This window comes from Pseudomonas sp. HPB0071, from assembly GCF_000478505.2.
Lineage (GTDB): Bacteria > Pseudomonadota > Gammaproteobacteria > Pseudomonadales > Pseudomonadaceae > Chryseomonas > Chryseomonas luteola.
The window spans coordinates 4,049,188-4,072,951 of record NZ_KI517367.1; the positions used below are offsets into that span (position 1 = coordinate 4,049,188).

A 23,764-nucleotide genomic window follows, 5' to 3' on the forward strand; every position below is an offset into this window, starting at 1 on the left:
AGTCATGGAGCATACCTGGCGCTGGTTCGGCCCTAACGACCCCATCAGCTTGAGCGACATTCGGCAGACCGGCGCGACAGGCATCGTCACGGCCTTGCATCAGGTTCCCAACGGGGAAGTCTGGACAGTAGAGGCGATCAGTGAACGAAAGGCGATGATCGAGGCAGCTGGACTGACCTGGTCGGTGGTGGAAAGTATTCCCGTTCACGAGGATATCAAGCGAGGCTGTGGCCGCCGCGATGACTACATTGGCAACTACCAACAGAGCCTTCGCAATCTCGCGGCGTGCGGTATCGACATCGTCTGCTATAACTTCATGCCCATCCTCGACTGGACCCGTACGGACCTCGCATGGCCGCTGGAGGACGGCGGGTGGGCACTACGCTTTGATCAGGATGCATTTGCCGCGTTTGATCTCTTTATCCTCAAGCGTGAAGGCGCCGAGGCGGACTACACCGAGGACGATATCCAGCGGGCCCGTACCTATTTTGACAACCTGGACGACACCCGGCGCGATACGCTCGTTGCTACTTTGATTGCCGGTCTGCCAGGCGCTGAAGAGCACTATAGCCTGGATGATTTCAAAGGACTGCTTGCGACCTATGCGGACATCGACGCGGAGCAGCTTCGGGAAAACCTGGGCTACTTTCTCAAGGCCATTATGCCGGTGGCGGAGGCGGCGGGCGTACGCATGGCCATTCACCCCGACGATCCGCCACGGCCTCTTCTGGGCTTGCCTCGTATCGTGTCTACCGCACAGGACGCCCAATGGCTTCTTGATGCGGCACCCAGTCCGGCCAACGGGTTGACCTTTTGCACCGGATCCTACGGGGTGCGTGCAGATAACGATCTCGTTGCCATGGCTCGGCAGTTTGCGCCTCGCATCTATTTCACTCACCTGCGCTCGGTGAAGCGCGAGGCTGATCCGCGCAGCTTTCACGAAGCGCATCACCTGGCCGGAGACGCAGACATGGTCGGTGTGATCCGTGAGCTGGTTCTGGAAGAGCGTCGACGCGAACATGAGCATGGCCCCCGACTTCCCTTGCGGCCCGATCATGGTCATCAGCTGCTGGATGATCAGCATCGCCGTACCAACCCCGGCTATTCACTGATCGGCCGTCTCAAAGGATTGGCAGAGTTGCGCGGGGTAGAGCTGGCCGTGCGTCAATTACTGCAAAATTGACATTACCGTGAGAACGCCATGGAACTGATAACAAAAACAGGCGGGATCGATACCGCCAAAGCCGTGATTCGCCTCCACCCGCAGGACGACGTCCTCGTGGCTCTACAGCCGCTGCCGGCAGGGCTTGCCATCGTGGAGGAGCGCGTAACCCTCAGTCAGCCCATTCCCGCAGGCCACAAGTTCTCGGTGCGCCGGATTGATAGCGGGCAACCGGTGCGCCGCTATGGTCAGATCATCGGCTTTGCCACGACCCCTATCATGCCCGGCGAGCACATCCATGTTCATAACCTGGCGATGGGCGAGTTTGCCCGGGATTATGCTTTTGGAGAGGATGCCCACGTGCAGGCCTTTCCCACCGAGGGGCCAATGTTTCAAGGTATCGTCCGCCCGGATGGTCGTATAGCGACGCGCAACTACATCGGTATCCTGACCTCGGTAAATTGCTCGGCGACTGTAGCTCGGGCAGTGGCTGACTATTTTCGGCGGGATATCAATCCGGCCGCTCTGGCGCCTTATCCCAATGTGGATGGCGTCGTCGCGCTGACGCATACCTCCGGCTGCGCTGTGGATTCAGCAGGCGAGCCTCTGGCCATCTTGCGCCGCACCCTGGGCGGATATGCCGTCCATCCCAATTTCGCGGCGGTCATGGTGATCGGACTTGGCTGCGAAACCAACCAGATCGAAGGCATGATGGCGGCTCAGGGGCTGGAAGCGACCGCAACACTGCGTACGTTCACCATCCAGGATACGGGAGGTACGGCCAAGACCGTAGCCAAAGGCATTGCGTATGTGAAAGACCTCTTGAGCGAAGCCAATCGCATCGAGCGCCAGCCTGTGAGTGCCCGTCATTTGATAGTAGGCCTGCAATGCGGCGGCTCGGATGGCTACTCCGGTATTACCGCCAATCCGGCCCTGGGTAATGCGGTGGACCGATTGGTAGCCTGCGGTGGTACGGCTATCCTGTCCGAAACACCGGAAATATATGGTGCCGAGCATCTGCTGACCCGTCGGGCTACCAGCCGTGAGGTAGGCGAAAAGCTTATCGAGCGCATCCATTGGTGGGAAGAATATTGCCGACGCACGGGAGCGGAAATGAACAACAATCCGTCTGCAGGCAACAAGGCGGGTGGTCTTACGACCATTCTGGAAAAATCGCTTGGCGCGGTAGCGAAAGCCGGATCAAGTAACTTGATGGCTGTCTATGAATATGCCGAGCCGGTAAGGGCTCAGGGATTGGTATTCATGGACACGCCCGGCTATGACCCGGTTTCCGCTACCGGACAGGTTGCGGGAGGCGCAAATCTCATTGCCTTTACTACCGGACGGGGCTCGGCCTATGGATGCGCACCGGCGCCCTCGATCAAGCTTTCGACCAATAACGCCCTTTGGCAGCGTCAGGAAGAGGACATGGACATCAATTGTGGCGAAATCGCGACCGGTACGCTGACCATCGAAGCATCCGGAGCCGAGATTTTCGACAAAATGCTCAGGATTGCCTCGGGCGAGCGAAGCAAGAGCGAGCAGCACGGCTATGGGCAGAATGAATTCGTTCCCTGGCATATTGGCGCCATCACATAATCTGTTCGGCCGCACGGTGTGATCCTTCCTGTATCGGCACCGGCGTGTCAACCAACAGCCTGCCGACGCTGTCGTGTGAGGCATGCTGACGGTTGACCCCTTCAACCGCAGGGTCTATGGCATTCGGCGAGCGCAGCGTGCTGTTGTGTCTAGGGCGCATCGACTAATAACGCTCAAACGGCCTGCCTAATACCGGATAATTATGCCAACCCGAGGCTGGTACTGGACGCAGGACCGGCAAACCCTCTGGTTAACATAGGTAGGCCCTGGAGACACGATCGGCGGAATCGAGTGGAGCTCATCGGTAGATCCGCTCAATTCTCCAATCTATGTGTCGATCAACAATTCCTCAAATCAGAATCACACGTTGGCGCCTGATTTCCAGAAAAGCTGGAAGGGTGGTATGTGGTCCGCGCTGGATGCGACAACTGGCCGGATTCTCTGCCAAGTGCCTGCCACCGGTACCAATCCGGTGACGTCAAAATAGGCAGTCGGGTTAGGGCCGATGGCGTCGTCGCCGGGTCTGGTTTATGCCGGTTCGATGTCCGGTGACATGGTAGTGCTCGACGCAATACCGGGGCTACTATCTGGAAGTATGCGTCAGGTGGCTCGGTAGCCAGTGCGCCATCGATTATAAATGGTCAACTGTTCTGGGGCTCTGGCTATGGTCGCTTCAATTTTGGCAGGCCCTAATGACAAGCTTTATAAGTTCACGCCAGTCGGCTCCGCACCAGCTCCGCATTGATCAACGTACAAAGCCTCCTGTCTGACCGCAGGGGCTTTTCAGATGAGAGCGCACGGCATGCTTTAATGTTGGTTTATATCTATAAATAACATTAAATTACATAAATAAGTTTTTGATTTATAGCGATTAAATCTTCTATTCGATCAGATTTGAACAGCTCTTTACGTAGCTACCCAGTATTTAAAAACCGTTCACTTAACGTTAGATATAGGATCAATTTTTTAGTTTAAATAATTGAAATTTAAGGATAAAATGTCCGGTGCAGTAGTCTGCCAAATTAGGATCTAGTAGTGCGTAAAGTACCTTGAGAGGTCGAAGCGTTCTGTCTCGCGCTCGAATCAAGTGACCCTTCAGGTTAAAGGCCGTCGAGTCCGCCGCGTCGTGCAACAGGGACTCGCTGATTAACCAATACTCAATCAACATGGCGTCTTTACCACCGGTTCGGACAGCTTCATGAAAAACCGGCCTACGTTCATCGGTTGTGGCTATGCTGAGTAAGCGTGGCCATCTTGTGGTTGCGGATACTATTCAGGCATTAACTGTGCAGATCGTGTTCGATCACCTGGATATTTCACACCGATTTTGGCTGTTTATCCTTGCGGCTCGGTAGGCTGCCCAATGCTGTATAACCGGAGCTTGTTGGCAATGGTGGTATGGGAGACGCCAAGTCGTTTTCCCAGTAAGCGGCTGCTGGGGTATTGGGTAATCAGCTGTTCCAGCACTGCCTTTTCGAATCGACCAACGATCTGGTCAAGATTACCGTCCAGCGTGAAGTGTCCCAGCGGTTGTGGGGTACCGTAATCCGGCAGGCGTATGTGCTCAGGTTTAACTACCTTGCCTTCGGCCAAGGAAACCGCTTGAAAGAGTGCATTTTCAAGCTGACGCACATTGCCAGGCCAGGGGTAATGGCGTAGTCGCTCGAAGGCGGCAGGGGCCAAAGGCTTGAGCGGGCAGCCGATCTGGCGGCTGGCTTGATCCAGAAAGTGTTCGACCAGCGGCTCCAGTCCATCCAGGCATTCCCGTAAGGGGGGGATGTGCAGCGAAAGCACATTGAGGCGATGGTACAGATCCTGGCGAAATTCGCCTTGTACGCACAGATCGGACAGATCCTGCTGGGTGGCGCAGATGACACGGACGTCCAGGTAGACCTCCTCGTCGCTACCCACCCGGCGAAAAATCCCATCTTGCAGAAACCGAACCAGTTTGGCTTGAAGGCGCAGACTCATCTCACCCACTTCATCCAGAAAAAGCGTGCCGCCGGCGGTAAGCTCAAGCAGTCCAAGCTTGCCCTCTGGCCGAGCCCCTTCAAATGCACCAGCGCTGTATCCAAACAGTTCCGTCTCAGCCATCGACTCGGGCAGACCCGCACAGTTGAGCACCATGAAGGGGGCTTGACCGCGAGGGCTTGCCAGGTGACAGGCCCGCGCCAGCAGTTCTTTGCCGGTACCGGTTTCGCCGGTAATCAGCAGCGGCGCATCAAGAGGAGCCATGCGTCGCGCCTCCCGGACGACAGCAGCCATGGACCTGGAGCTTTGGAAGATGCTGTCAAACCCTCGAAGCTCCTGCTTGCGTACCTGATAGATACGCTCGCCCACCTGGTCGGCACGGTGCAGCGTCAGTACGGCGCCCGCCAGGGCCTCGCTGTCGTCATGCCCGGTCTGCAGGGGGGTAATATCGGCGAGAAAGACATCGCCCTTGATCTGAATACGCAGACCGTTGAGCCGGGATTTGTTGGCACGAACCAGCTCAGGCAAGTCCAGCTCATCCACATATTTTGAGAGTGCCATCCCGGGCACCTCGTCCACTCGGGCACCCAATAGCTGTGCTGCTGCGCGGTTGGCTGCAACGATATGGCCAGCCATATCAATCGACAGCACGGGAAACTCCAACGCGCCGAGCAGCGTATTGAGTTCCAGGTGGCGACGCTCGCTGGGCATGAGGCTGATACGCCAGATATCGAACACACCGGGGATGGCCGCGAGCTTGGGTCGCAGTGCCTGGAATTGCAGATTGATCAGATTAGGGCAGTAGAGATAGACCGTATTGCCTTGGTCGCCTCCCACCTCGCCACGGGCCACGTTGATCCCGTAGTCAGCCAACAGATTGAGCATGTCGCGCAGAATGCCTACGCGGTTCTGACACAAAACTTTGATTCGCATCGAGCAGGCCCATTGTTGTGATTATGGCGGGCGGTGCAGCCGAATTTTTCAATGGGCCGCAAATTGAGTGTCAAGAATATGTGCCAGATAGGCCTTTTATCAAGTAAACCACACAGCCTGAAGTGAACCCTTAACAGTTTGCTGTAAAGATTTTCTTACGAATTATCCAGGCAACATATGCTGCCTTGATCTTTTACCCTTATACACACAGACCGCCTTCGCGCTATTGCTAGAGCCATACAACAAGACCCAGCGGCATCCGCCGTCAAGGAGGCTACATGAAAGGTACGCAGTACGTGGCGAGAAAACCGGATGAGTCTGGTTTTATTCATTACTCGGATGACGAACACGGTGTATGGAATACGCTGATCACCCGGCAGTTGAAGGTGATTGAAGGCAAGGCCTGCCAGGAATACCTGGACGGTATTACCCAGCTTGATCTGCCTATGGACCGCATACCTCAGTTGTCCGAAGTCAACCGCGTACTGGAACGCACCACGGGCTGGCGCGTGGCACAAGTGCCAGCGTTGATCCCTTTCGAGACGTTTTTCGCCTTGTTGGCTAGCCAGCAGTTTCCAGTCGCCACGTTCATTCGAACCCGGGAAGAGCTGGACTACTTGCAGGAGCCCGATATCTTCCATGAAATCTTTGGCCATTGTCCGCTGCTGACCAATCCCTGGTTTGCCGAATTCACCCATACCTACGGCAAGTTGGGGCTCGCTGCCTCCAAGGAAGAGCGCATCTTCCTGGCGCGCCTGTACTGGATGACCATTGAGTTTGGACTGGTGGATACGCCGATGGGACGTAAGATCTATGGAGGCGGTATCCTGTCATCGCCCAAGGAGACGGTGTATTCGCTTTCGGCCGAACCGGAGCACCTGCCGTTCGACCCCATCGAGGCCATGCGTACCCCGTATCGAATCGATATTCTGCAACCCGTCTATTTCGTGTTGCCTGAACTCAAGCGGCTATTCCAGGTCGCTCATGAAGACATCATGGGCATGGTTCGCGAGGCCATGCAGCTCGGGCTTCACAAACCCCGCTTTTCGCCCAAAGCAGCCTGATATTACAAGGAGAAGACATGACTGCTACCGCTCTGAAACAAGGCCACTGCGAAGCCTGTAGCGCCGATGCCCCCAAAGTCAGCGAAGAAGAGCTGGCGGAGCTGATTCGGCAGATTCCGGACTGGAGCATTGAAGTGCGTGACGGAATCATGCAGCTCGAAAAGGTCTTCCGCTTCAAGAATTTTCGCCATGCGCTGGCGTTCACCAATGCCGTTGGCGCTATTGCTGAGGAAGAAGGGCATCATCCCGGCCTCTTGACCGAATGGGGCAAGGTGACGGTGACCTGGTGGAGCCATTCGATCAAAGGACTTCATCGCAACGATTTCATCATGGCGGCCCGCACGGACGAGGTGGCGGCTACAGCGGAGGGGCGCAAGTGAGCCATTTTAAGACGGTCGACTGGGTAGCCGGCGACCCGATCATGGGGCTGCTTGAAGCGTTTCGAGCCGATCCTAACCCCGCCAAGCTGGATCTGGGCGTAGGCGTATATAAGGATCGGCAAGGCCTTACTCCCATTCCCAAAGCCGTCAAACTGGCGGAGCAGGCATTGATTGGCAGCGAACAGACCAAAAGCTATGTTGGCGGCCACGGCGATGTGAGCTTCGGGACCTACCTGCTGCACCTTGTTCTAGGTGCACATAGCGCGGTGATCGATGACAAACGGGCCGGCTGTACCCAGACCGCCGGTGGTACAGGAGCCCTGCGGCTAACAGGGGAGTTCATTGCGCAGTGTCTGCCAGGCAAGGGCGTCTGGTTGAGTCAGCCAACCTGGCCGATTCACGAAACGCTGTTCAGGGCCGCCGGGCTCGCCGTGCAGCATTACCCCTATGTGGGGGCAGATAACCGTCTTGATGTAGCCGGTATGCTCGAAGCCATGCGGCAGATTCCCAAAGGTGACGTCATCCTGTTGCACGCCTGTTGTCATAATCCGACTGGCTTCGATTTGAGTCGGGCCGATTGGCAGCAGGTATTGGGGATCGTAAAGGAGCGCGAGCTGCTGCCCTTGTTCGACTTTGCCTATCAGGGGTTTGGCGACGGGTTGGAAGAAGACGCCTGGGCTGTCAGGTTATTTGCCCAGGCGTTGCCAGAGCTTTTGATTACCAGCTCCTGCTCGAAGAACTTTGGTCTGTACCGTGAACGTACGGGAGGGCTGATCGTGGTGGCGGAAGATGCAGATCGTCTTCTGGCCATACGCAGCCAGCTCGCCTCGATTGCCCGTAATCTTTGGTCTACGCCACCTTCCCATGGTGCGGCGGTCGTGGCCGAGATCCTGGGTACTGCTTCATTGCGCACAATGTGGGAGGAAGAAGTCAATGCCATGCGCACGCGTATCACGAGCTTGCGCAAGGGACTGGTCGAAGCACTGATCCCCTTTGGCTTGAACGAGCGCTTTGCTCATATTGCCGTGCAGCGCGGTATGTTCTCGTATACAGGACTCACCGCTGAGCAGGTCGCACAGCTCAAGGCGCGTTATAGCGTTTATCTCGTCAGTAGCGGCAGGGCCAATGTCGCCGGGCTGGACGAGAGCCGGCTTGATGAGCTGGCACGTGCGATTGCCGAGGTCTCTCGGTAGCGGAAAAGCCGGCAATCGCCGGCTTTTCTTTCAGAACGTGCCCTGGTAATGCCCACCATCGAGCAACACGTTCTGGCCGGTCATGTAACTCGCATGTTGGCTGCATAGAAAAGCACACACCGCACCGAATTCATCTGCCGTGCCGAAGCGTCTGGCGGGGATCGTCTGTAATCGCTGCTGAACGATATCTGCTACCGGCTTGCCAGTGGACTGTGCAGAACGCTCCAGCGTGTTCTGTAGCCGATCGGTATCGAAAGAACCTGGCAGAAGGTTGTTGATCGTAACGTTGCGCTCCGCCAGACGAGCCTGACGCGCAAGCCCGGCGACAAACCCCGTCAGGCCGCTGCGTGCGCCATTGGATAATCCTAGAATATCGATAGGCGCCTTGACGGCAGAGGACGTGATATTCACGACACGACCGAATCCTCGCTCCGCCATGCCATCAACGGTTGCCTTGATCAGCTCGATGGGCGTCAGCATATTGGTCTCGACGGCGCTCAGCCAGTCCTCCCGCGTCCAGTCACGAAAGTCTCCCGGCGGAGGTCCGCCTGCGTTGTTCACAAGGATGTCGACCTGTGGACATTGAGTCAGGAGTGCCTGTCTGACGTTTTCATCACTGATATCGCCTGCGACACAGCGGACCTCAATAGCAGGATTGAGCGAGCGTAGAAATGTGGCGGTCTCCTCCAGTGCTTCAAGGCCGCGTGCATTGATTACCAGGTTGACGCCTTCCTGAGCTAACGCGCTGGCACAGCCTTTACCCAGCCCCTTGCTGGCAGCACATACCACTGCCCAGCGTCCCGAAATGCCTAAATCCATTGCTCTTCCTCCGGTTGCGAACACGCAAGATCGGAGCATTAGGCTACAGCGGGAGGGAAAAGTTGATACAGAGGAGGAGCCTGGACCCTTACGGGTCCAGGTGTCTGGCTTAGTCAGCCGAAGTGGCTGCCAGCGAAGGTTCTGCGGCGTTGGCGTCCGGCTTACGCTTGAGGCGATAGCACGCCACCATGATGACCAGCCATACCGGAATGGCGTAGACCGAGATATTGATGCCGGGAATCAACAGCATGGTGCCCAGGATGAAGACTACAAACGCTAGGCACAGGTAGTTCCCATAGGGATACCAGAACGCCTTGAACGCCGTGCTGACACCCTGGCGCTTCATCTGCGCACGAAACTTCAGATGCGCCAGGCTGATCATCGCCCAGTTGATTACCAGCGTTGCCACTACCAGCGACATCAGGAGCTCAAGCGCCTGCTGCGGCATCAGATAATTGACAACTACCGCCAGGAAGGTAATAGCGGCCGAGAACAGAAGGGCACTTACCGGTACGCCGCGAGCATCGACCTTGGCCAGGAAACGAGGCGCATCGCCTTGCTCAGCCAGACCCAACAGCATGCGTCCGTTACAGTAGCAACCACTGTTGTAGACGGACAACGCTGCGGTCAGTACGACAAAGTTCAGGATGTGGGCCGCTGCATCACTGCCAATCAGAGAGAAGATCTGGACAAAGGGGCTACCGCTGTACGCATCGCCGGAGGCAGTCAGCGTCTGTACCAGCGAATCCCAGGGCTTGAGTGAAAGCAGAATGATCAGGGCGCCGACATAAAAGATCAGGATACGGTAGATTACTTGGTTGATGGCTTTGGGGATGACTTTCTTGGGCTCCGAGGCTTCGGCGGCGGTAAAGCCCAGCATTTCCAGGCCACCAAACGAGAACATGATGATGGCCATGGACATGACCAATCCCTGAATGCCGTGGGGGAAGAAGCCGCCATGCGACCACAGGTTGCTGACAGAAGCCTGTGGGTCACTGCCACCGATAAGCAGGTAAGTTCCCAGCAGGATCATGCCGATGATGGCAACCACTTTGATGATTGCAAACCAGAACTCGGCCTCGCCGAACAGTTTCACATTGGCCAGGTTAATGGCATTGACCAGCAGGAAAAAGAAGGCGGCGCTGGCCCAAGTGGGTATCTCCGGCCACCAGTAATGAATGTACTTGCCAACCGCCGTCAGCTCGGACATGCCTACCAGGATATAGAGAACCCAGCAGTTCCAGCCTGACAGAAAGCCGGCAAAGCCTCCCCAGTATCGATGAGCGAAGTGGCTGAACGAGCCGGCTACAGGTTCCTCGACAATCATTTCGCCCAGTTGGCGCATGATGAGAAAGGCAATAAATCCAGCCAGGGCATAGCCCAGGATCATGGAAGGGCCGGCCGACTGCATGACGCCTGCCGAGCCAAGAAACAAACCAGTACCAATAGCGCCACCCAGGGCTATCAATTGGATATGGCGATTTTTCAGGCCACGTTTGAGTGTACCCGATTGGGTGTTACGACCAACCATTTAAACGTCCTCACGCAAGGTGTTGTTATTGTGCGGTGTGAAGCGTGTCTATGCGAAGGCCAAACTAGGTAAAAATGTCGCAGGTACTCCGCCTTTTATCGGTTGAAGCACTCTTTTGATGAGTACACCTGTGATAGGTAAGGTTAATCGAGGCGGTTTTAGAGCTAGAAAGCAGGCAGTCTACGTTCAGGATCATGCGTCACCTTTTATTGTTGTATGTGACGGAGCGGACGTACCGGAGAAGCGGTAATGGAATGTCCTTTCCAGTAGGCCTATATGAGCCGAAGCCAGCACAAGTAACAACCCCGGCCTGAAGGACCCGGGCTGTTGCTGTGGGATAAAGTGTCACGTTTTTCTGACAGCCGTGCCAACATCCACGGTTTGCAAGGCTTGCTGTAAAGGTTTCTTGACGAGCAGATCACTAGTAGTGGACTAACGCCTCAGTCAATCAAGCGGCCAGGGGCAGCGTGAAATGAAAGGTGCTGCCTTGTCCGGGATCGCTCACGACCCAAATTCTACCTCCATGCGCTTCCACAATTCCCTTGCTAATGAATAGGCCCAGCCCGGTTCCCGTTGGGTTGCCTGCCTTGACGTGCCAGTAACGATCAAAGATGTGCTCCAATTCGTCATCGGAAATGCCTATGCCGCTGTCTTTGATGGAGAAGCAGGCGTGGCTACCCTCACGCGTCACGGATATTTCGATACTGCCACCAGCAGGCGTGAACTTGATACCGTTACTGATCAGATTCGATAGCACCTGAAAGAGCCGCTCGGCATCGGCATTCAGGATCACGTCGTCTTCTACATGAATCTTGAGCTGAATGGATTTGGTTTCGGCGAGCGACTGCAAGAGTTGCACCGCCTGGTGGACCAGACTGGAAGCATCATGGGGCTGAGGTGAAATCTGAAAGCGGCCCGATTCAATCTTGGACAGGTCCAACAGGTCGCCAATCATGCTATTCATGCGTGTAGCGACCGTTTGAATGATATTGATCGCCGACAGCAAGCGCTTGGATGATTCACGTTGATCGCCCACGATCATCCGCTGCATAAGGCCTGCCTGCATGGTCACAATCGTCATGGGATTACGCAGGTCATGGGAGACTACTGCCACAATCTCGTCACGGGCACGTACGGCCTCGCGTTCGCGGGCGACCTGAAGGGCCAGATCAATTTCTATCGCTGAGCGGCGCAAGTCCTTGACGGCATAAATATCTCCAGGAAGCCAGCGCTTGGAGCGTCCACGTACCTGTTCTCGCCAAACGGCAAAGCTGCGCCGCGGATGAGGACGCAGCTGACCGGTCTCTGGGTCCGCTTCTAAGGGTTTATTCGGATTACCGCTCCATTTGAGGGTTTTGACCAGCTCTGGTCTGAACCACAGCACCATATTGGTGACTGGCTTGGGCAGGGTAATAGCCATAAGGCCGCTACCCAGGTGCGCATAGGCAGAGGCATCAGCCAGCTCATTGGGCAGACAGCGCGTATGGAAAATCCCGCTCTCGCCAAGTTGCAATTCAGCCCATTGGGCAAGCGCCCTGATTTCAGCATCACTTGGGCAATCCCCCACAGCCAATACGCGCTGATCGACCAAAATGGCAGCGCCACTGGCATCCGCAAGCGCCAGAAGATCGTCCCCTTTGTACATCAGCCCGATCAACGCCTCATCTTCAGCCGAATGCATGGCTTCCACCAGGCGAGAAAGGTATTCCTGCTTGGCTTCACGCTGCTGTTGGGCATCCCGCTCTTGGAGCGCATTGATCTGGAGCGACGTTAACTCGCCAATTGCCTGGCAAGCGGCACGAATTCGGTAGGGAAGGTAATGGGGCTCCCTATGACCGCAGCTGATCAGGCCCCATAAGGAATCGCCCTGCATAAGCGATACACTCATTGACGCCCGCAAGCCTTGATAGCCAATGTATTCCCGATGCAGCGGCGAAACACTGCGCAGGATTGCACAACTAAGGTCTACCGGCTGGCCTGTCTCGCTTCTGAATGGCGGAAGCAGGGGGGCCGGCTCATAGCGAGCATCGGGAATCAGGCGAATCCAGTTATGCTCATAGAGCTTACGGGCCTGGGCCGGTATATCAGAGGCAGGAAACCGAAGCTCGAGATAGGGATCTACCTCAGGATCTCGTGCCTCTGCCACCACTTGGCCGTCACCTTCGTTATCGAATCGGTAGACCACAACGCGGTCGAAGCCTGTCAGGGCTCTGACCTCCTCGACTACCACTTGCTGCAAATCCGCCAACGTGCGTACTTTTTGCAGGCGACGCAACGCGCGTGAATTCAGAACGCCGTCAGAAGGCGAAGTGGGTTGAGCACGCTCCAGTTCGAGAAAGATCAAGCCATCATGTTGATGCAGCAGACCCTCGTATTCGTGGCCCCCGACCGTCAATAACAGCGGATTGACCTCGTCGAAATGGGGCTGCCGGAGCGCTTGCTCGACCTGCGACAGCGCTTGAGCATTCAGGATCTTTGCAAGAGGCTGTCCAAGTACCGCATCCGCTTTGCAGTCCAAAAGCGTAGGGAGGTTGGCGCTGATGTGCTGAACGCGAGTATCGGCTTCTCTAAAAGCAATCAGATACCCATGAGGCTGAATAGCGCCTGGAATATGAATAGGCTCGCTCTCACAGCGTATGGGGTCGGCTTCGCGTTGATCGTGGCCAGTCATGCCGAATGTAAACTCCTTCTAATCCAGAGCTGTGCAGTCAATAACTGCCACTTCGTCTGTTATAGATGTGACTGCATTTGGCCTTGATCGTTTGATCAAGGTGTCGAAGCGGTAGGCACCCCTAGGGTGCATGAACGGTCAGAAACTACTGAGAGTGGCAGGGTGGAGCAGGGTTATGCAGCAGATTGACGTGGTTGTGGTAGGAGGAGGGCAGTCCGCGCTGGCAGTTGCCTATTTCCTGCGCCGTACGTCACGTTCATTCGTGTTGCTGGATGCAGAGCAGCATCCAGGTGGTGCCTGGCAACACGGGTGGGATTCGTTGTATCTTTTCTCACCGGCCAGCTCCAGCTCCATTCCTGGTTGGCCCATGCCTCCTACCCACGAAGAAACGCCTTCGCGTGACCATGTCCTGGATTATCTGACCCGGTATGAGCAGCGTTACGGGTTTCCCATCAGGCGTCCTGTCTGGGTAGAGAGCATTGAGTCACGCCCGGACGGCTTGCTGGTCAAGGCTGGCGCAGAGGCATGGCTAGCCCAGGCGGTAGTCAGCGCAACCGGAACCTGGCGACATCCCTACACACCTCGTTATCCGTGCCAAACACTGTTCAGCGGACAGCAGATTCATTCGGCACAGTATGTCAATGCCGAGCCTTTTATGGACAAAAGCGTATTGATTGTCGGAGGGGGCAATTCAGGGGCTCAGATCCTGGCTGAAGTATCCAGGGTGGCAGAGGCTCATTGGATTACCCTGGCGGATCCACAATTTCTACCGGACGATGTGGATGGATATGTCTTGTTCGAGCGAGCAACCGAGCGCTGGAGGGCGCAGCAGGAAGGCCGCGTCTGGGATGAGCCCGCGGGTGGGCTGGGCGATATTGTCATGGTTCCCAGCGTGAAGGAGGCAAGGACACGAAGCGTATTACGGGCCGTGCGGCCATTCGAGCGCTTTACTGAGAGCGGCGTAGTCTGGTCCGACGGACATGAAATTGCAGTAGACGCGGTAATCTGGTGCACGGGCTTCAGGCCTGCGTTGACGCATCTGGAAGCGCTGGGGCTAGTCGAGCCGGATGGACGCGTTCAGGTTAACCGCACTCGTTCGGTCAAGGAGCCCCGTGTGTGGCTCGTGGGCTACGGTGAGTGGACCGGTATGGCATCAGCAACGCTGGTAGGCGTCACCCGAACGGCACGGAGCACCGTTCAGGAGATTGAAGTCTATCTCGATCAGAGGGAGCGTTGATTGACGCGCCGGGACAGTGCCTCGGCAGATTCCTTGCGTTCCGAGTAACGATCTACCAGATACGTCTGGCGCCCACGGAGCAGGAGCGTGAACTTCATCAGTTCTTCCATGACGTCCACCAGGCGATCGTAATAGGGCGAAGGTTTCATTCGTCCTGCCTCATCGAATTCCAGAAACGCCTTGGGTACCGAGGACTGATTTGGAATCGTGAACATCCGCATCCAACGACCTAAAACACGCAGCTGATTCACGACATTGAAGGACTGCGAGCCTCCGCAGACCTGCAGAACAGCGAGGGTCTTGCCTTGGGTAGGGCGAACCGCACCCATGGCCAGCGGAACCCAGTCGATTTGTGCTTTGAAAACGGCGCTCATGGAGCCGTGTCGCTCAGGTGAGCACCATACCTGACCTTCTGACCATTGCATCAATTCCCGCAGCTCAATGACTTTCTCATGGGTATCGGGGGCATCGTCAGGCAAGGGGAGACCTGAAGGGTCAAAAATTTGGACGTCGGCGCCAAAATGTTCGAGCAGAAGAGCAGCTTCCTGTGTCAGGAGTCGGCTGAAGGAGCGCTCTCGGTTCGATCCATAAAGCAACAGGATCCTGGGCTTATGGGGCAGGGGCTGCTGACTATCCAGGCGCTCGACAGCGGGAATGTCGATCAGGGACATATCGAGATTCGGCAGGTTATCCAAGTGAAGCCTCCCGGTCAGTTGCCAAGCGCATTAACTGCGGAGCGGAGTTCGTCCCGATTCAACCGATCAAATGGTAGGGCAAGGAATGCCTGCACGCGCTGCTCGATGACCCTTAGCGTTTTCTCGAAGGCTTGCTGAATATCCGCTTCGCTGGCCTCCAGTGCAGAGGGATCCTCCAGCCCCCAATGAGCCTTGAGTGCATGACCAAAATAGACCGGGCAGGCTTCGCCAGCTGCCCGGTCGCAGACGGTAATAACCACATCAGGCGGAGCGTCAGCAAACACGTCGGAAGACTTGCTATAAAGTCCCTCCGTTGTAATACCAGCCCTTTTTAGAGCATGTAAAGTCAATGGACTGACCTCCCCGCTAGGATGGCTACCAGCGCTAACCGCCTCGAATCCATCAGGAGCCAGATGATTGAACATTGCCTCCGATAGAATGCTTCTACAACGGTTATGGGTACACATGAACAGTACTTTCATAAAACCTCCTGGCGCTTACAGACTTAAACGCAGAGCGAGCGCAGCAAGCGTCGCGAGCAAAACGGGCAGGGTAAGCACGATACCTACCTTGAAGTAGTAACCCCAGGTAATCGTAATGTCCTTGCGTGCAAGAACATGTAGCCAGAGCAGCGTGGCCAGACTCCCGATAGGGGTGATCTTCGGGCCCAGGTCGCTGCCAATAACGTTGGCGTAAATCATGGCCTGCTGGACCACACCGCTGGTTTCACTGTCATGAATGGAAAGCGCTCCAATGAGAACCGTAGGCAGGTTGTTCATGATGGACGACAAAAAAGCGGTTAGCAGGCCGGTTCCGACTGCAGCGCCCCATACACCGTAATGAGCGCAATATTTCAACGCCTGCGTCACGTAGTCTGTCAGGCCCGCATTGCGTAGCCCGTATACCACCAGATACATCCCAAGGGAAAAGACGACAATTTGCCAGGGAGCGTCCTTGAGCACCTTCTGGGTGCTGATCACATGACCTCGCGCCGCAATTACGAATAGCAGCAGGGCACAGGCCGCAGAAATAACGCTGATAGGTACACCCATCGGCTCAATGATGAAGAAGCCAATGAGCAAAAGGCCCAGCACCCACCAGCCAGCAATGAACGTTGCACGGTCGCGTATGGCTTCACGGGGGGCCTTGATCTGGGCCAAGTCGTAGTGCTGAGGAATTTCACGGCGGAAAAACCAGAGCAGCATAATCAGCGTGGCCAGAATGCTCACGATATTCACGGGTGCCATGATGGCGGCATATTCGCCAAAGCTGATGCCGAAATAATCCGCCGAAACGATGTTTACCAAGTTGGATACCACGAGCGGCAGGCTGGCTGTATCGGCAATAAAACCGGCCGCCATGACGAATGCCAGCGTGGCGGCTGGAGAAAAGCGCAAGGCCATTAGCATGGCGATGACAATAGGAGTGAGGATCAGCGCCGCACCGTCATTGGCGAACAGGGCAGAAACCGCAGCCCCCAGCAGGATAATGAACGCGAACAGCCTGCGTCCGTTGCCGCCACCCCAGCGGGCGACATGCAATGCGGCCCATTCGAAAAAGCCTGCCTCATCCAGTAGCAGGCTGATGACGATAATGGCGATAAAGGTGGCAGTAGCATTCCATACGATATGCCATACGACCGGAATGTCTCCCAGGCTTACGACACCTGTCAGAAGTGCTAGAACGGCTCCTAGGGATGCGCTCCAGCCCACGCCTAACCCTTTGGGCTGCCAGATGACCAGAACGATCGTTATCAGAAAGATCAGAGATGCAATCAGCATGCATGAAACTCGATGGAAGGTTGACGTTGGTTAACAGCAAAGCGCCTTACGCTCGGGACGGTTACCCATTTTGTGCAGGCGGTCCATGTCTACCGCGAGCCACGCTGGATTGGCTTCCAGCGTGCTCCGAAGGACAGCCTGAATCCACCCGGGCAAGGTTGGGTGAATCCGGTAATACACCCATTGGCCCTGGCGACGATCCGCTAGCAGTCCACATTGGCGCAGGTGTGCCAGATGGCGAGAAATCTTTGGTTGGATTTCATCCAGAGCGCTGGCGAGTTCACATACACATAGCTCTTCCTCTTGAAGGATCAGCAATGTCATGCGTGCACGGGTCTCGTCGGCGAGGCATTTAAACAGGAGTGAAGGCGTCAGGGATTGGGACATATGGCTTCCTTCAATAAGGGAGGCACTATAATTAATATATGAAAATTCGTATATATGCACATCCATATAATCTGTTAACACTTACGTTGGAAACGTATTTGCTTGCTGGCCGCTCTGATAAGAACAGACAAAGAGTGCAGGTGTGAATCATGAGCAGTATCTGGAGCATGACGCTGGCAGCCTTTCGTGATGCAACGGCTGCCAACAGCTCGACACCCAGCTGTGGGGCAGCAGCGGTCGTCTCGGCCACGATGGGAAGTGCGTTGATACTCATGGCGCTGCGGATCAGCGAATCCAAATCGGCTGCTCCTGGTCGGAGCGAGCTGATCAAGCGCGTCGAGCAGCAGATGGCGAAGCTTGGTACCTACGCCGACGCAGATGTAAGAGCGTTTGAGCGATACATGGATGCGGCTCGACTACCGGAGCATTCCTCAATCCAGGCAGAAGAACGTGAGCAGGAGGTACAAGATGCCGAGGTCGAGGCCACGCAGGTCCCGTTGGAAACAGCAGAAACCTGTCTCGAACTGCTTCGTCTGGCGGAAGAAGGCGTTTCGTTTACATCCGAGAATGTGCTGAGCGACATACTGTCTGGGAGTCTGTTATTGCAGGGTGGGTTATCGGCGGTACTGCTCAATGTAGATGCAGATGCAAAGATGCTGGAGAAGGGCAAGATGCGGGAGCAGGCAGTTACAAAACGGCAATGGCTTGAGCAGCAGGCAGACCTGTATCTACAGTCCATTAGGAAGGCAGTCTGTACCCGCTAGACACTTTTCTACGGATGTGACTAACCATTTGGCCTGAATAAGCCAAATGGTTCTATCGTACCTGTACGGTGTTGCAGTACGGGTTAAGTTGCTTTTTCGATAGCTAGGGCCAGCAGATCCTTGGGTTCCAGGTCACGTCCCAATACATCAATCACGCCCGGCGTAAAGCTGGCCGTGATTTTTTTGGGATTGGACTTCCAGCCCTGAAGAATCATCAATGTCGCCTTCTGGCCATTTTTATGGATGACTCGTAAAGAGGCACGTGATAATTGAGTCAAAAGTGCCTCAATTTCGCTAATCTCATCAGTATCGTGCGGGATAATGATCAGTTCGTTGCGTTTGCGATCATCAAAAAAGATTTCTTCGGTGCGGCGCAGGGCGTTGTTGTATTTAGCCATGAAAGGTATCTCGAAATCGGTAGGGAGACGGGAGCAAAGGCTCTGAACCAGTCTCAATATTGCTGGAGCTCCATCAGCTACGACCGGCCATGAGAACGGTGAACTGTTCAGCCTGAGCCTCGCCTGAGAAAAATTTCAGGCGATCTGAAACGAGATTTTCCAGCCGCTATAGCGTTTGCATACTACGCACAGGCAGTTTGCAAACGGTTTCCAATTTAATGGGGCAACCGTTACGAGCACTTACTCGACAACAACGGCGAGATTTGGCGGGGATCAAAAATTTCATAGCTGAATCAACTTCTTACCTTCAGCATGAATACTGCGTTGCTCAAACCCGTCCATCTCACGTGCTTGAAAGGGTAGCGTTCATAGCGTTAGAAAAGTGAGACGCATGTCTCGTTATTGCATTTTGCTGTCTTCTGATCGTCATAAAGTCGACGCCAATACGAAAGAAGTTGCACCGATACGCAGCGAAGCCGTATTCATCTACCGACTCCTGCACACATCGGCTGATACTAGGTGAAGATTTACCGTTCGTCGGGCGTGCTACTTGAAAAAAGCGAGCGGGTTCCTATATGGAATTCTGCAGGGCGCCGAAGCCGGGCCCTGCGTTGAAACTTGCTGATGACTCAGGAGATTCCCTATATGAACACTGCATTCTCTCTTGCTCCCTTGTTCCGCCATTCCGTTGGATTCGACCGCTTCAATGACCTGTTCGAATCCGCATTGCGCAACGAGTCGGGCAGCTCCTATCCACCCTATAACGTGGAAAAGCATGGCGACGATCGCTATCGCATCGTGATCGCGGCTGCCGGCCTTGCCGAAGACGACCTTGAGCTCGAAGTGGAGCGGGGCGTGTTGACCGTGAAGAGCGGCCGCCGTGAGAAGAGCGCCGACAGCGTGACCTACTTGCACCAGGGCATCGCCCAGCGTGCGTTCAAGCTGTCCTTCCGCCTGGCTGACCACATTGAGGTGAAGGGCGCGAGCTTGAAGAATGGCCTGCTCAACATCGATCTGCTGCGTGAAGTACCGGAAGAGGCCAAGCCCAAGCGCATCGCCATCAACGGCCAGTTGAGTGCCGATGAAAAGCCTGCGCTGGAAGGCCAGATTGCCTAAGTACAGCAGGCATCAAACAGTAGAAAAAGGGGCGCCATGTGCGTCCCTTTTTGTAGTGCCTAAGTAATACCAGCCCCTTTATAGGCTTTTCAAACACCTCCATAAAAGCAACAAGTCATCAGGAAAAACCGCTACGTTAAGAAGCTGGCTTCATACAAACGTAGCTTTCATGCCAGGAGAAGAGGGGCATTACCAGCCGTAGAAATGAATCGCTGTCTAACCAAATATTTTTCCAGTGCTCCAGCTTCATCTTTTCCTTCCAGATCAGCGGAGCGGGGCATTCGCGTCGGCATCGCAATCAGCGTTTCGAGCAGTAATCGAACGGTAGGAAATACGCCCAATGTATCCAGACCTCTAGCATTGCTCCATGATGTTGATGCTTACCTCATGAAGCATGATCGGTAAAAGTGGGTACGTTGCATATGAACCGTTACGAGTACCTATAAAGTCTCGTAACGGTAGGGGAGGAGCGCTATTTAAAAGCCTTGGCGACTCGAGAGCCTGTATCGCGGCCTAGGACCTCACAGATTCGCTGACCTGCGGCAATCAGCCGAGAAAGATCTACTCCAGTCTGGATACCAAGGCCGTTGAGCATGTAGAGCACGTCCTCTGTGGCCACATTACCGCTTGCACCAGTTGCATAGGGACAGCCTCCCAGGCCGGCAACAGAGCTATCGACCACAGAGACACCCTCCAGCAGGGCAGCATAGATATTGGCCAATGCCTGGCCATAAGTGTCGTGGAAATGCACAGCCAGTCGATCACACGGAATCTCTTGGGAGAGCTTACCTATGAGCGTTCGTACAGCGCCCGGTGTACCAATCCCTATCGTGTCACCCAATGAAATTTCACGGCACCCCATATCAATCAGTTCACGTGCAACTGATAAGACTTGATCAGGCGTAATGTCGCCCTCATAAGGACACCCCAGTACGCAGGAAACATACCCACGGACGCTAATCCCATGCTGCCGTGCAGCCTCCATTACAGGTTTAAACCGCTGCAGGCTCTCATTGATAGAGCAGTTGATATTACGTTGAGAAAAGCTCTCGGATGCTGCTGCAAAGATGGCTATTTCTTTCACACCTACATTCAAGGCAGCTTCGAAACCCATCATGTTAGGCGTCAAAGCACTATAGGTAATACCAGCCCTTTTAGAGATCTTCAAAAATAGATCAGAACTCCCTGCCATCTGCGGCACCCACTTAGGAGAAACAAAACTACCCACTTCAATGTAATCAAGGCCAGTATCAGTCAGATCATTTACCAGCCGTACCTTGTCCTCCAGGCTAATCGGCTGTGTTTCATTCTGAAGGCCATCTCGTGGGCCTACCTCAACAAGACGAACACGCTCAGGCAGCATCATCAGCCTCCATTTCAACCAAGGTTGAACCCTCGCTGACCATGTCACCCTCATGGTAAAGGATGGCCTTGAGCATGCCTGGAGTCTGGGCCCGGATGGTATGTTCCATCTTCATGGCTTCCAGAACCACTAGAGGAGCGCCGGCTTCAACACGCTGACCTGGTTCTACCAGTATCCGCACAATGCTGCCATTCATAGGAGCGGTAAGCCCGCCTGAGTGAACCGTTTTATTGGTTGCGGCCTGTATGGGATCGAAGCGGGTAAGGGTGTGGGTTTCGCCTCGCCAATTCAGATAGAGGTTGTCGTCGCGGCGCTGCGCCTTGACCTTTCGATCTTTTCCATCCCAGACAACACGCTGTTTTTCTTCATTGCATATCAGCGTTACTGCCTGCCGATTCGGCAAGCCTGCTCGCCATCCGGGCAACGATGCCCAGGGAGCGCTGGGGTCATCAGCCATTGCTACCGGCGGCTCACTGCCTAGCCAGCCTTGAACAGCTGCTTGCCAGAAATCATTGTCATGCTCTGCAGGGGCTGGCAGTAATTCATTCCGATACCGATGAATGAAATCTGTATCCAGTTCAGCACGCGCGAAGGCGGGGTGAGCCAAAACGCGCTTGAGAAAGGCCAGGTTGGTTCGCAGCCCGCCTACCTGGGTATGCTCCAGCATGGCGAGCAGACGTTGTCTGGCTTCTTCGCGGTTCTCGCCCCAAGCGATGATCTTGGCCAGCATGGGATCGTAAAAGGGCGATACTGTATCACCCTCGGTTACACCGCTATCGATGCGGCGACCTGGACCACTGGCGGGTTCTTGATAGAGATGCAAGGTACCGGTAGCGGGCAGGAAATCATTGCCAGGATCTTCTGCATACACGCGTACCTCAATAGCATGCCCTTTAAGCGGGACCTGATCCTGAGTGATGGGCAGGGCTTCACCTCGGGCGATGCGAATCTGCCAAGCAACAAGATCCAGTCCGGTGATAGCCTCTGTCACAGGATGCTCTACCTGTAAGCGCGTGTTCATCTCCATAAAGAAGAATTCGCCACGGTCGTCCAACAGAAACTCGACGGTACCGGCACCGACATAGCCGATCGCCTGTGCAGCCCGTACGGCAGCCTCTCCCATGGCTTTACGCAATGCAGGAGAAAGTCCGGGGGCAGGGGCTTCTTCTATGACTTTCTGATGGCGACGCTGAATCGAACAGTCGCGTTCGTTCAGATACAAACAATGACCGTGCTGATCGGCAAAGACTTGTATTTCGACATGTCGAGGCTTGAGCACGTATTTTTCAACCAGCATGCGGGCGTCGCCAAAGGCAGATTGAGCTTCACGCTGCGCCGAGGCCAGGGCATCAGCCAGATCGGCCTCTCGCTCAACGATTTTCATGCCCTTGCCACCACCGCCGGCAGCCGCTTTCAGCAGAACGGGATAGCCGATCTGCTCGGCGGCCTGTCTGAATGTTTCTAGCGTCTGGTCCTCACCATGATAGCCGGGAACCAGGGGCACGCCGGCGGTTTCCATCAGGGCCTTGGCGGCAGACTTGCTACCCATCGCCTCAATTGCGGAGGCGGGAGGGCCAAGAAAGAGCAGGCCTGCTTTTTCAATAGCCTGGGCAAAGGCTGCATTTTCGGAAAGAAAGCCATACCCCGGATGGATGGCCTGGGCACCGCTGTGCTTGGCCGCTGCAATAATCTTGTTGATACACAGATAGCTTTCGCCCGGTTTACTACCACCCAGGTTAACAGCCAGGTCTGCTTCGCGAACATGGCGGGCTGTAATGTCGATCTCGCTGTGCACGGCGACCGTTCGGATGCCCAGCGATTGGGCGGTACGCATGATACGACAGGCAATCTCGCCGCGATTGGCGATCAGGAGAGTGTCGAGAGGCTTTAACATGCTCATACGGAGGACTCCTGCCAGCTAGGCATACGTTTTTCAAGGAAGGCGCCTAGTCCTTCCTGTGCTTCTGGGCTTACCCGCAGTGATGCAATGAAGTGCTGGGTATAACCTTTCAATGCATCATCCAGGTTTGCAGCCGTACCCACTTGGTGCAGCAAGCTCTTGCAGGCTTTAAGGGCTGCGGGGCTGTTGAGGAGCAGATTGTTTTTCCACTCATTGACGGCGGCTTCCAGCTGGTCAGCCGGGTAGGTTTCATCCAGTAGCCCCAAGGCTTGCGCACGACCACTGGAAAAGCGCTCGGCTGTTAAGGCATAGCGGCGCGTGGCTCGCTCGCCAATAGCCCGGACGACATAAGGGCTGATCACTGCCGGAGCCAGACCGATGCGGACTTCAGAAAGACAGAACACAGCATCCTGCGAACCGATGGCCATGTCACAACAGGCAATCAATCCAAGCGCTCCACCAAAGGCCGCTCCCTGCACGACCGCCAACGTAGGTTGGGGTAGGGCATGAAGTGTTTCCATTAAAAGACTCAGTCGTTGTGCATCGTCATGGTTTTCCTTGAGGCTCAAGGTGGCCGATGCCTGCATCCAGGCAAGGTCTGCTCCTGCGGAAAACTGCCGTCCCTGTCCACGCAGAATCAGAAACCGGATGGCCTCATTAGAACCAATTGCTTCCAACGCGTGAATGAGCTCGGCAATCACCTCGGCATTGAACGCATTGTTTTTTTCCGGGCGGTTCAGCCACAAGGTGGCAACGCCGCGGCTGTCGATGTCAAGTTGCAAGGTCTGGTAAGTCATCGC

The 23,764-nt window shown here is 55.3% G+C and carries 20 protein-coding genes; 8 read left to right on the forward strand and 12 right to left on the reverse strand.

From position 1 onward, the window contains the following. The first annotated feature begins 4 nt into the window (after positions 1–4). Both uxuA and HMPREF1487_RS18815 read left to right on the forward strand, forming a co-directional pair. Positions 5–1,183 (forward strand): mannonate dehydratase, encoded by a 1,179-nt coding sequence (uxuA, locus tag HMPREF1487_RS18810; RefSeq protein WP_010798290.1) that lies wholly within the window; start codon positions 5–7, stop codon positions 1,181–1,183. Positions 1,184–1,201: 18 nt separating this feature from the next. Next, positions 1,202–2,761 carry a UxaA family hydrolase gene (locus HMPREF1487_RS18815; RefSeq protein WP_010798291.1) on the forward strand — a complete coding sequence of 520 codons (1,560 nt, stop codon included), beginning with the start codon at positions 1,202–1,204 and terminating at the stop codon, positions 2,759–2,761. A 1,335-nt stretch (positions 2,762–4,096) separates the two neighbouring features. On the opposite strand, the gene HMPREF1487_RS18825 is transcribed toward HMPREF1487_RS18815, so the two are convergent. Beyond that, positions 4,097–5,665 carry a sigma-54-dependent phenylalanine hydroxylase transcriptional regulator PhhR gene (locus HMPREF1487_RS18825; RefSeq protein ID WP_010798293.1) on the reverse strand — a complete coding sequence of 523 codons (1,569 nt, stop codon included), beginning with the start codon at positions 5,663–5,665 and terminating at the stop codon, positions 4,097–4,099. Positions 5,666–5,943: 278 nt separating this feature from the next. Between HMPREF1487_RS18825 and phhA the strand changes: the two genes are divergently transcribed. The 3 genes from phhA to HMPREF1487_RS18840 are packed head-to-tail and all read left to right on the forward strand — an operon-like array spanning position 5,944 to position 8,302. After that, the gene (gene phhA / locus HMPREF1487_RS18830) at positions 5,944–6,729 is read left to right on the forward strand and encodes a phenylalanine 4-monooxygenase (protein WP_010798294.1); all 786 of its coding nucleotides are present in this window, start codon (positions 5,944–5,946) and stop codon (positions 6,727–6,729) included. A gap of 17 nt (positions 6,730–6,746) precedes the next feature. Further along, positions 6,747–7,109, forward strand: coding sequence for a 4a-hydroxytetrahydrobiopterin dehydratase (locus HMPREF1487_RS18835; RefSeq protein WP_010798295.1), 363 nt, complete (start codon positions 6,747–6,749; stop codon positions 7,107–7,109). Further along, positions 7,106–8,302 carry an amino acid aminotransferase gene (locus tag HMPREF1487_RS18840; protein WP_010798296.1) on the forward strand — a complete coding sequence of 399 codons (1,197 nt, stop codon included), beginning with the start codon at positions 7,106–7,108 and terminating at the stop codon, positions 8,300–8,302. Before HMPREF1487_RS18835 ends, HMPREF1487_RS18840 begins: the two co-directional genes overlap by 4 nt. A 30-nt stretch (positions 8,303–8,332) precedes the next feature. Here the strand turns inward: HMPREF1487_RS18840 and HMPREF1487_RS18845 are convergent, their stop codons facing one another. From HMPREF1487_RS18845 to HMPREF1487_RS18855, 3 genes are all read right to left on the reverse strand, one after another. Further along, positions 8,333–9,121 carry an SDR family oxidoreductase gene (locus HMPREF1487_RS18845; protein WP_010798297.1) on the reverse strand — a complete coding sequence of 263 codons (789 nt, stop codon included), beginning with the start codon at positions 9,119–9,121 and terminating at the stop codon, positions 8,333–8,335. A 109-nt stretch (positions 9,122–9,230) separates the two neighbouring features. Then, on the reverse strand, positions 9,231–10,652 hold the full coding sequence (locus tag HMPREF1487_RS18850) for an amino acid permease (protein WP_010798298.1): 1,422 nt from the start codon (positions 10,650–10,652) through the stop codon (positions 9,231–9,233). Positions 10,653–11,100: 448 nt separating this feature from the next. Then, complete coding sequence (locus HMPREF1487_RS18855) at positions 11,101–13,323, reverse strand: ATP-binding protein (RefSeq protein WP_010798299.1); 2,223 nt, start codon at positions 13,321–13,323, stop codon at positions 11,101–11,103. Positions 13,324–13,498: 175 nt separating this feature from the next. Here HMPREF1487_RS18855 and HMPREF1487_RS18860 point away from each other — a divergent pair, with 175 nt between their 5' ends. Continuing rightward, a complete protein-coding gene (locus HMPREF1487_RS18860; protein WP_010798300.1) occupies positions 13,499–14,560 on the forward strand; it encodes an ArsO family NAD(P)H-dependent flavin-containing monooxygenase in 1,062 nt (353 codons plus the stop codon). Here the strand turns inward: HMPREF1487_RS18860 and arsH are convergent. From arsH to HMPREF1487_RS18880, 4 genes are read right to left on the reverse strand one after another with little or no spacing between them, the layout of a single operon-like run. Further along, a complete protein-coding gene (gene arsH, locus HMPREF1487_RS18865) occupies positions 14,545–15,255 on the reverse strand; it encodes an arsenical resistance protein ArsH (RefSeq protein ID WP_010798301.1) in 711 nt (236 codons plus the stop codon). The genes HMPREF1487_RS18860 and arsH overlap by 16 nt on opposite strands. A 14-nt stretch (positions 15,256–15,269) precedes the next feature. Continuing rightward, a complete protein-coding gene (locus HMPREF1487_RS18870; RefSeq protein ID WP_010798302.1) occupies positions 15,270–15,737 on the reverse strand; it encodes an arsenate reductase ArsC in 468 nt (155 codons plus the stop codon). 15 nt (positions 15,738–15,752) lie between these two features. Next, a complete protein-coding gene (locus HMPREF1487_RS18875) occupies positions 15,753–17,036 on the reverse strand; it encodes an arsenic transporter (protein ID WP_010798303.1) in 1,284 nt (427 codons plus the stop codon). Between the two features lie 30 nt (positions 17,037–17,066). Continuing rightward, complete coding sequence (locus HMPREF1487_RS18880; RefSeq protein WP_010798304.1) at positions 17,067–17,423, reverse strand: metalloregulator ArsR/SmtB family transcription factor; 357 nt, start codon at positions 17,421–17,423, stop codon at positions 17,067–17,069. A 149-nt stretch (positions 17,424–17,572) separates the two neighbouring features. On the opposite strand from HMPREF1487_RS18880, the gene HMPREF1487_RS18885 reads away from it, so the two are divergent. Next, positions 17,573–18,187, forward strand: coding sequence for a cyclodeaminase/cyclohydrolase family protein (locus HMPREF1487_RS18885; RefSeq protein ID WP_010798305.1), 615 nt, complete (start codon positions 17,573–17,575; stop codon positions 18,185–18,187). A gap of 83 nt (positions 18,188–18,270) precedes the next feature. On the opposite strand, the gene HMPREF1487_RS18890 is transcribed toward HMPREF1487_RS18885, so the two are convergent. Beyond that, a complete protein-coding gene (locus HMPREF1487_RS18890) occupies positions 18,271–18,585 on the reverse strand; it encodes a hypothetical protein (RefSeq protein WP_010798306.1) in 315 nt (104 codons plus the stop codon). Between the two features lie 645 nt (positions 18,586–19,230). Here HMPREF1487_RS18890 and HMPREF1487_RS18895 point away from each other — a divergent pair. Further along, on the forward strand, positions 19,231–19,701 hold the full coding sequence (locus HMPREF1487_RS18895; protein ID WP_010798307.1) for an Hsp20 family protein: 471 nt from the start codon (positions 19,231–19,233) through the stop codon (positions 19,699–19,701). Positions 19,702–20,173: 472 nt separating this feature from the next. Here the strand turns inward: HMPREF1487_RS18895 and HMPREF1487_RS18900 are convergent, their stop codons facing one another. Genes HMPREF1487_RS18900 through HMPREF1487_RS18910 form a run of 3 tightly spaced genes read right to left on the reverse strand, consistent with a single transcriptional unit; the run spans position 20,174 to position 23,761 of the window. Further along, positions 20,174–21,067, reverse strand: a complete 894-nt coding sequence (locus HMPREF1487_RS18900; RefSeq protein ID WP_037030240.1) for a hydroxymethylglutaryl-CoA lyase — start codon at positions 21,065–21,067, stop codon at positions 20,174–20,176. Further along, positions 21,054–22,964, reverse strand: coding sequence for an acetyl/propionyl/methylcrotonyl-CoA carboxylase subunit alpha (locus tag HMPREF1487_RS18905; RefSeq protein ID WP_010798309.1), 1,911 nt, complete (start codon positions 22,962–22,964; stop codon positions 21,054–21,056). The genes HMPREF1487_RS18900 and HMPREF1487_RS18905 overlap by 14 nt, the downstream gene beginning before the upstream one ends. Beyond that, a complete protein-coding gene (locus HMPREF1487_RS18910; RefSeq protein ID WP_010798310.1) occupies positions 22,961–23,761 on the reverse strand; it encodes an enoyl-CoA hydratase-related protein in 801 nt (266 codons plus the stop codon). The genes HMPREF1487_RS18905 and HMPREF1487_RS18910 overlap by 4 nt, the downstream gene beginning before the upstream one ends. Between the last annotated feature and the right edge of the window lie 3 nt (positions 23,762–23,764).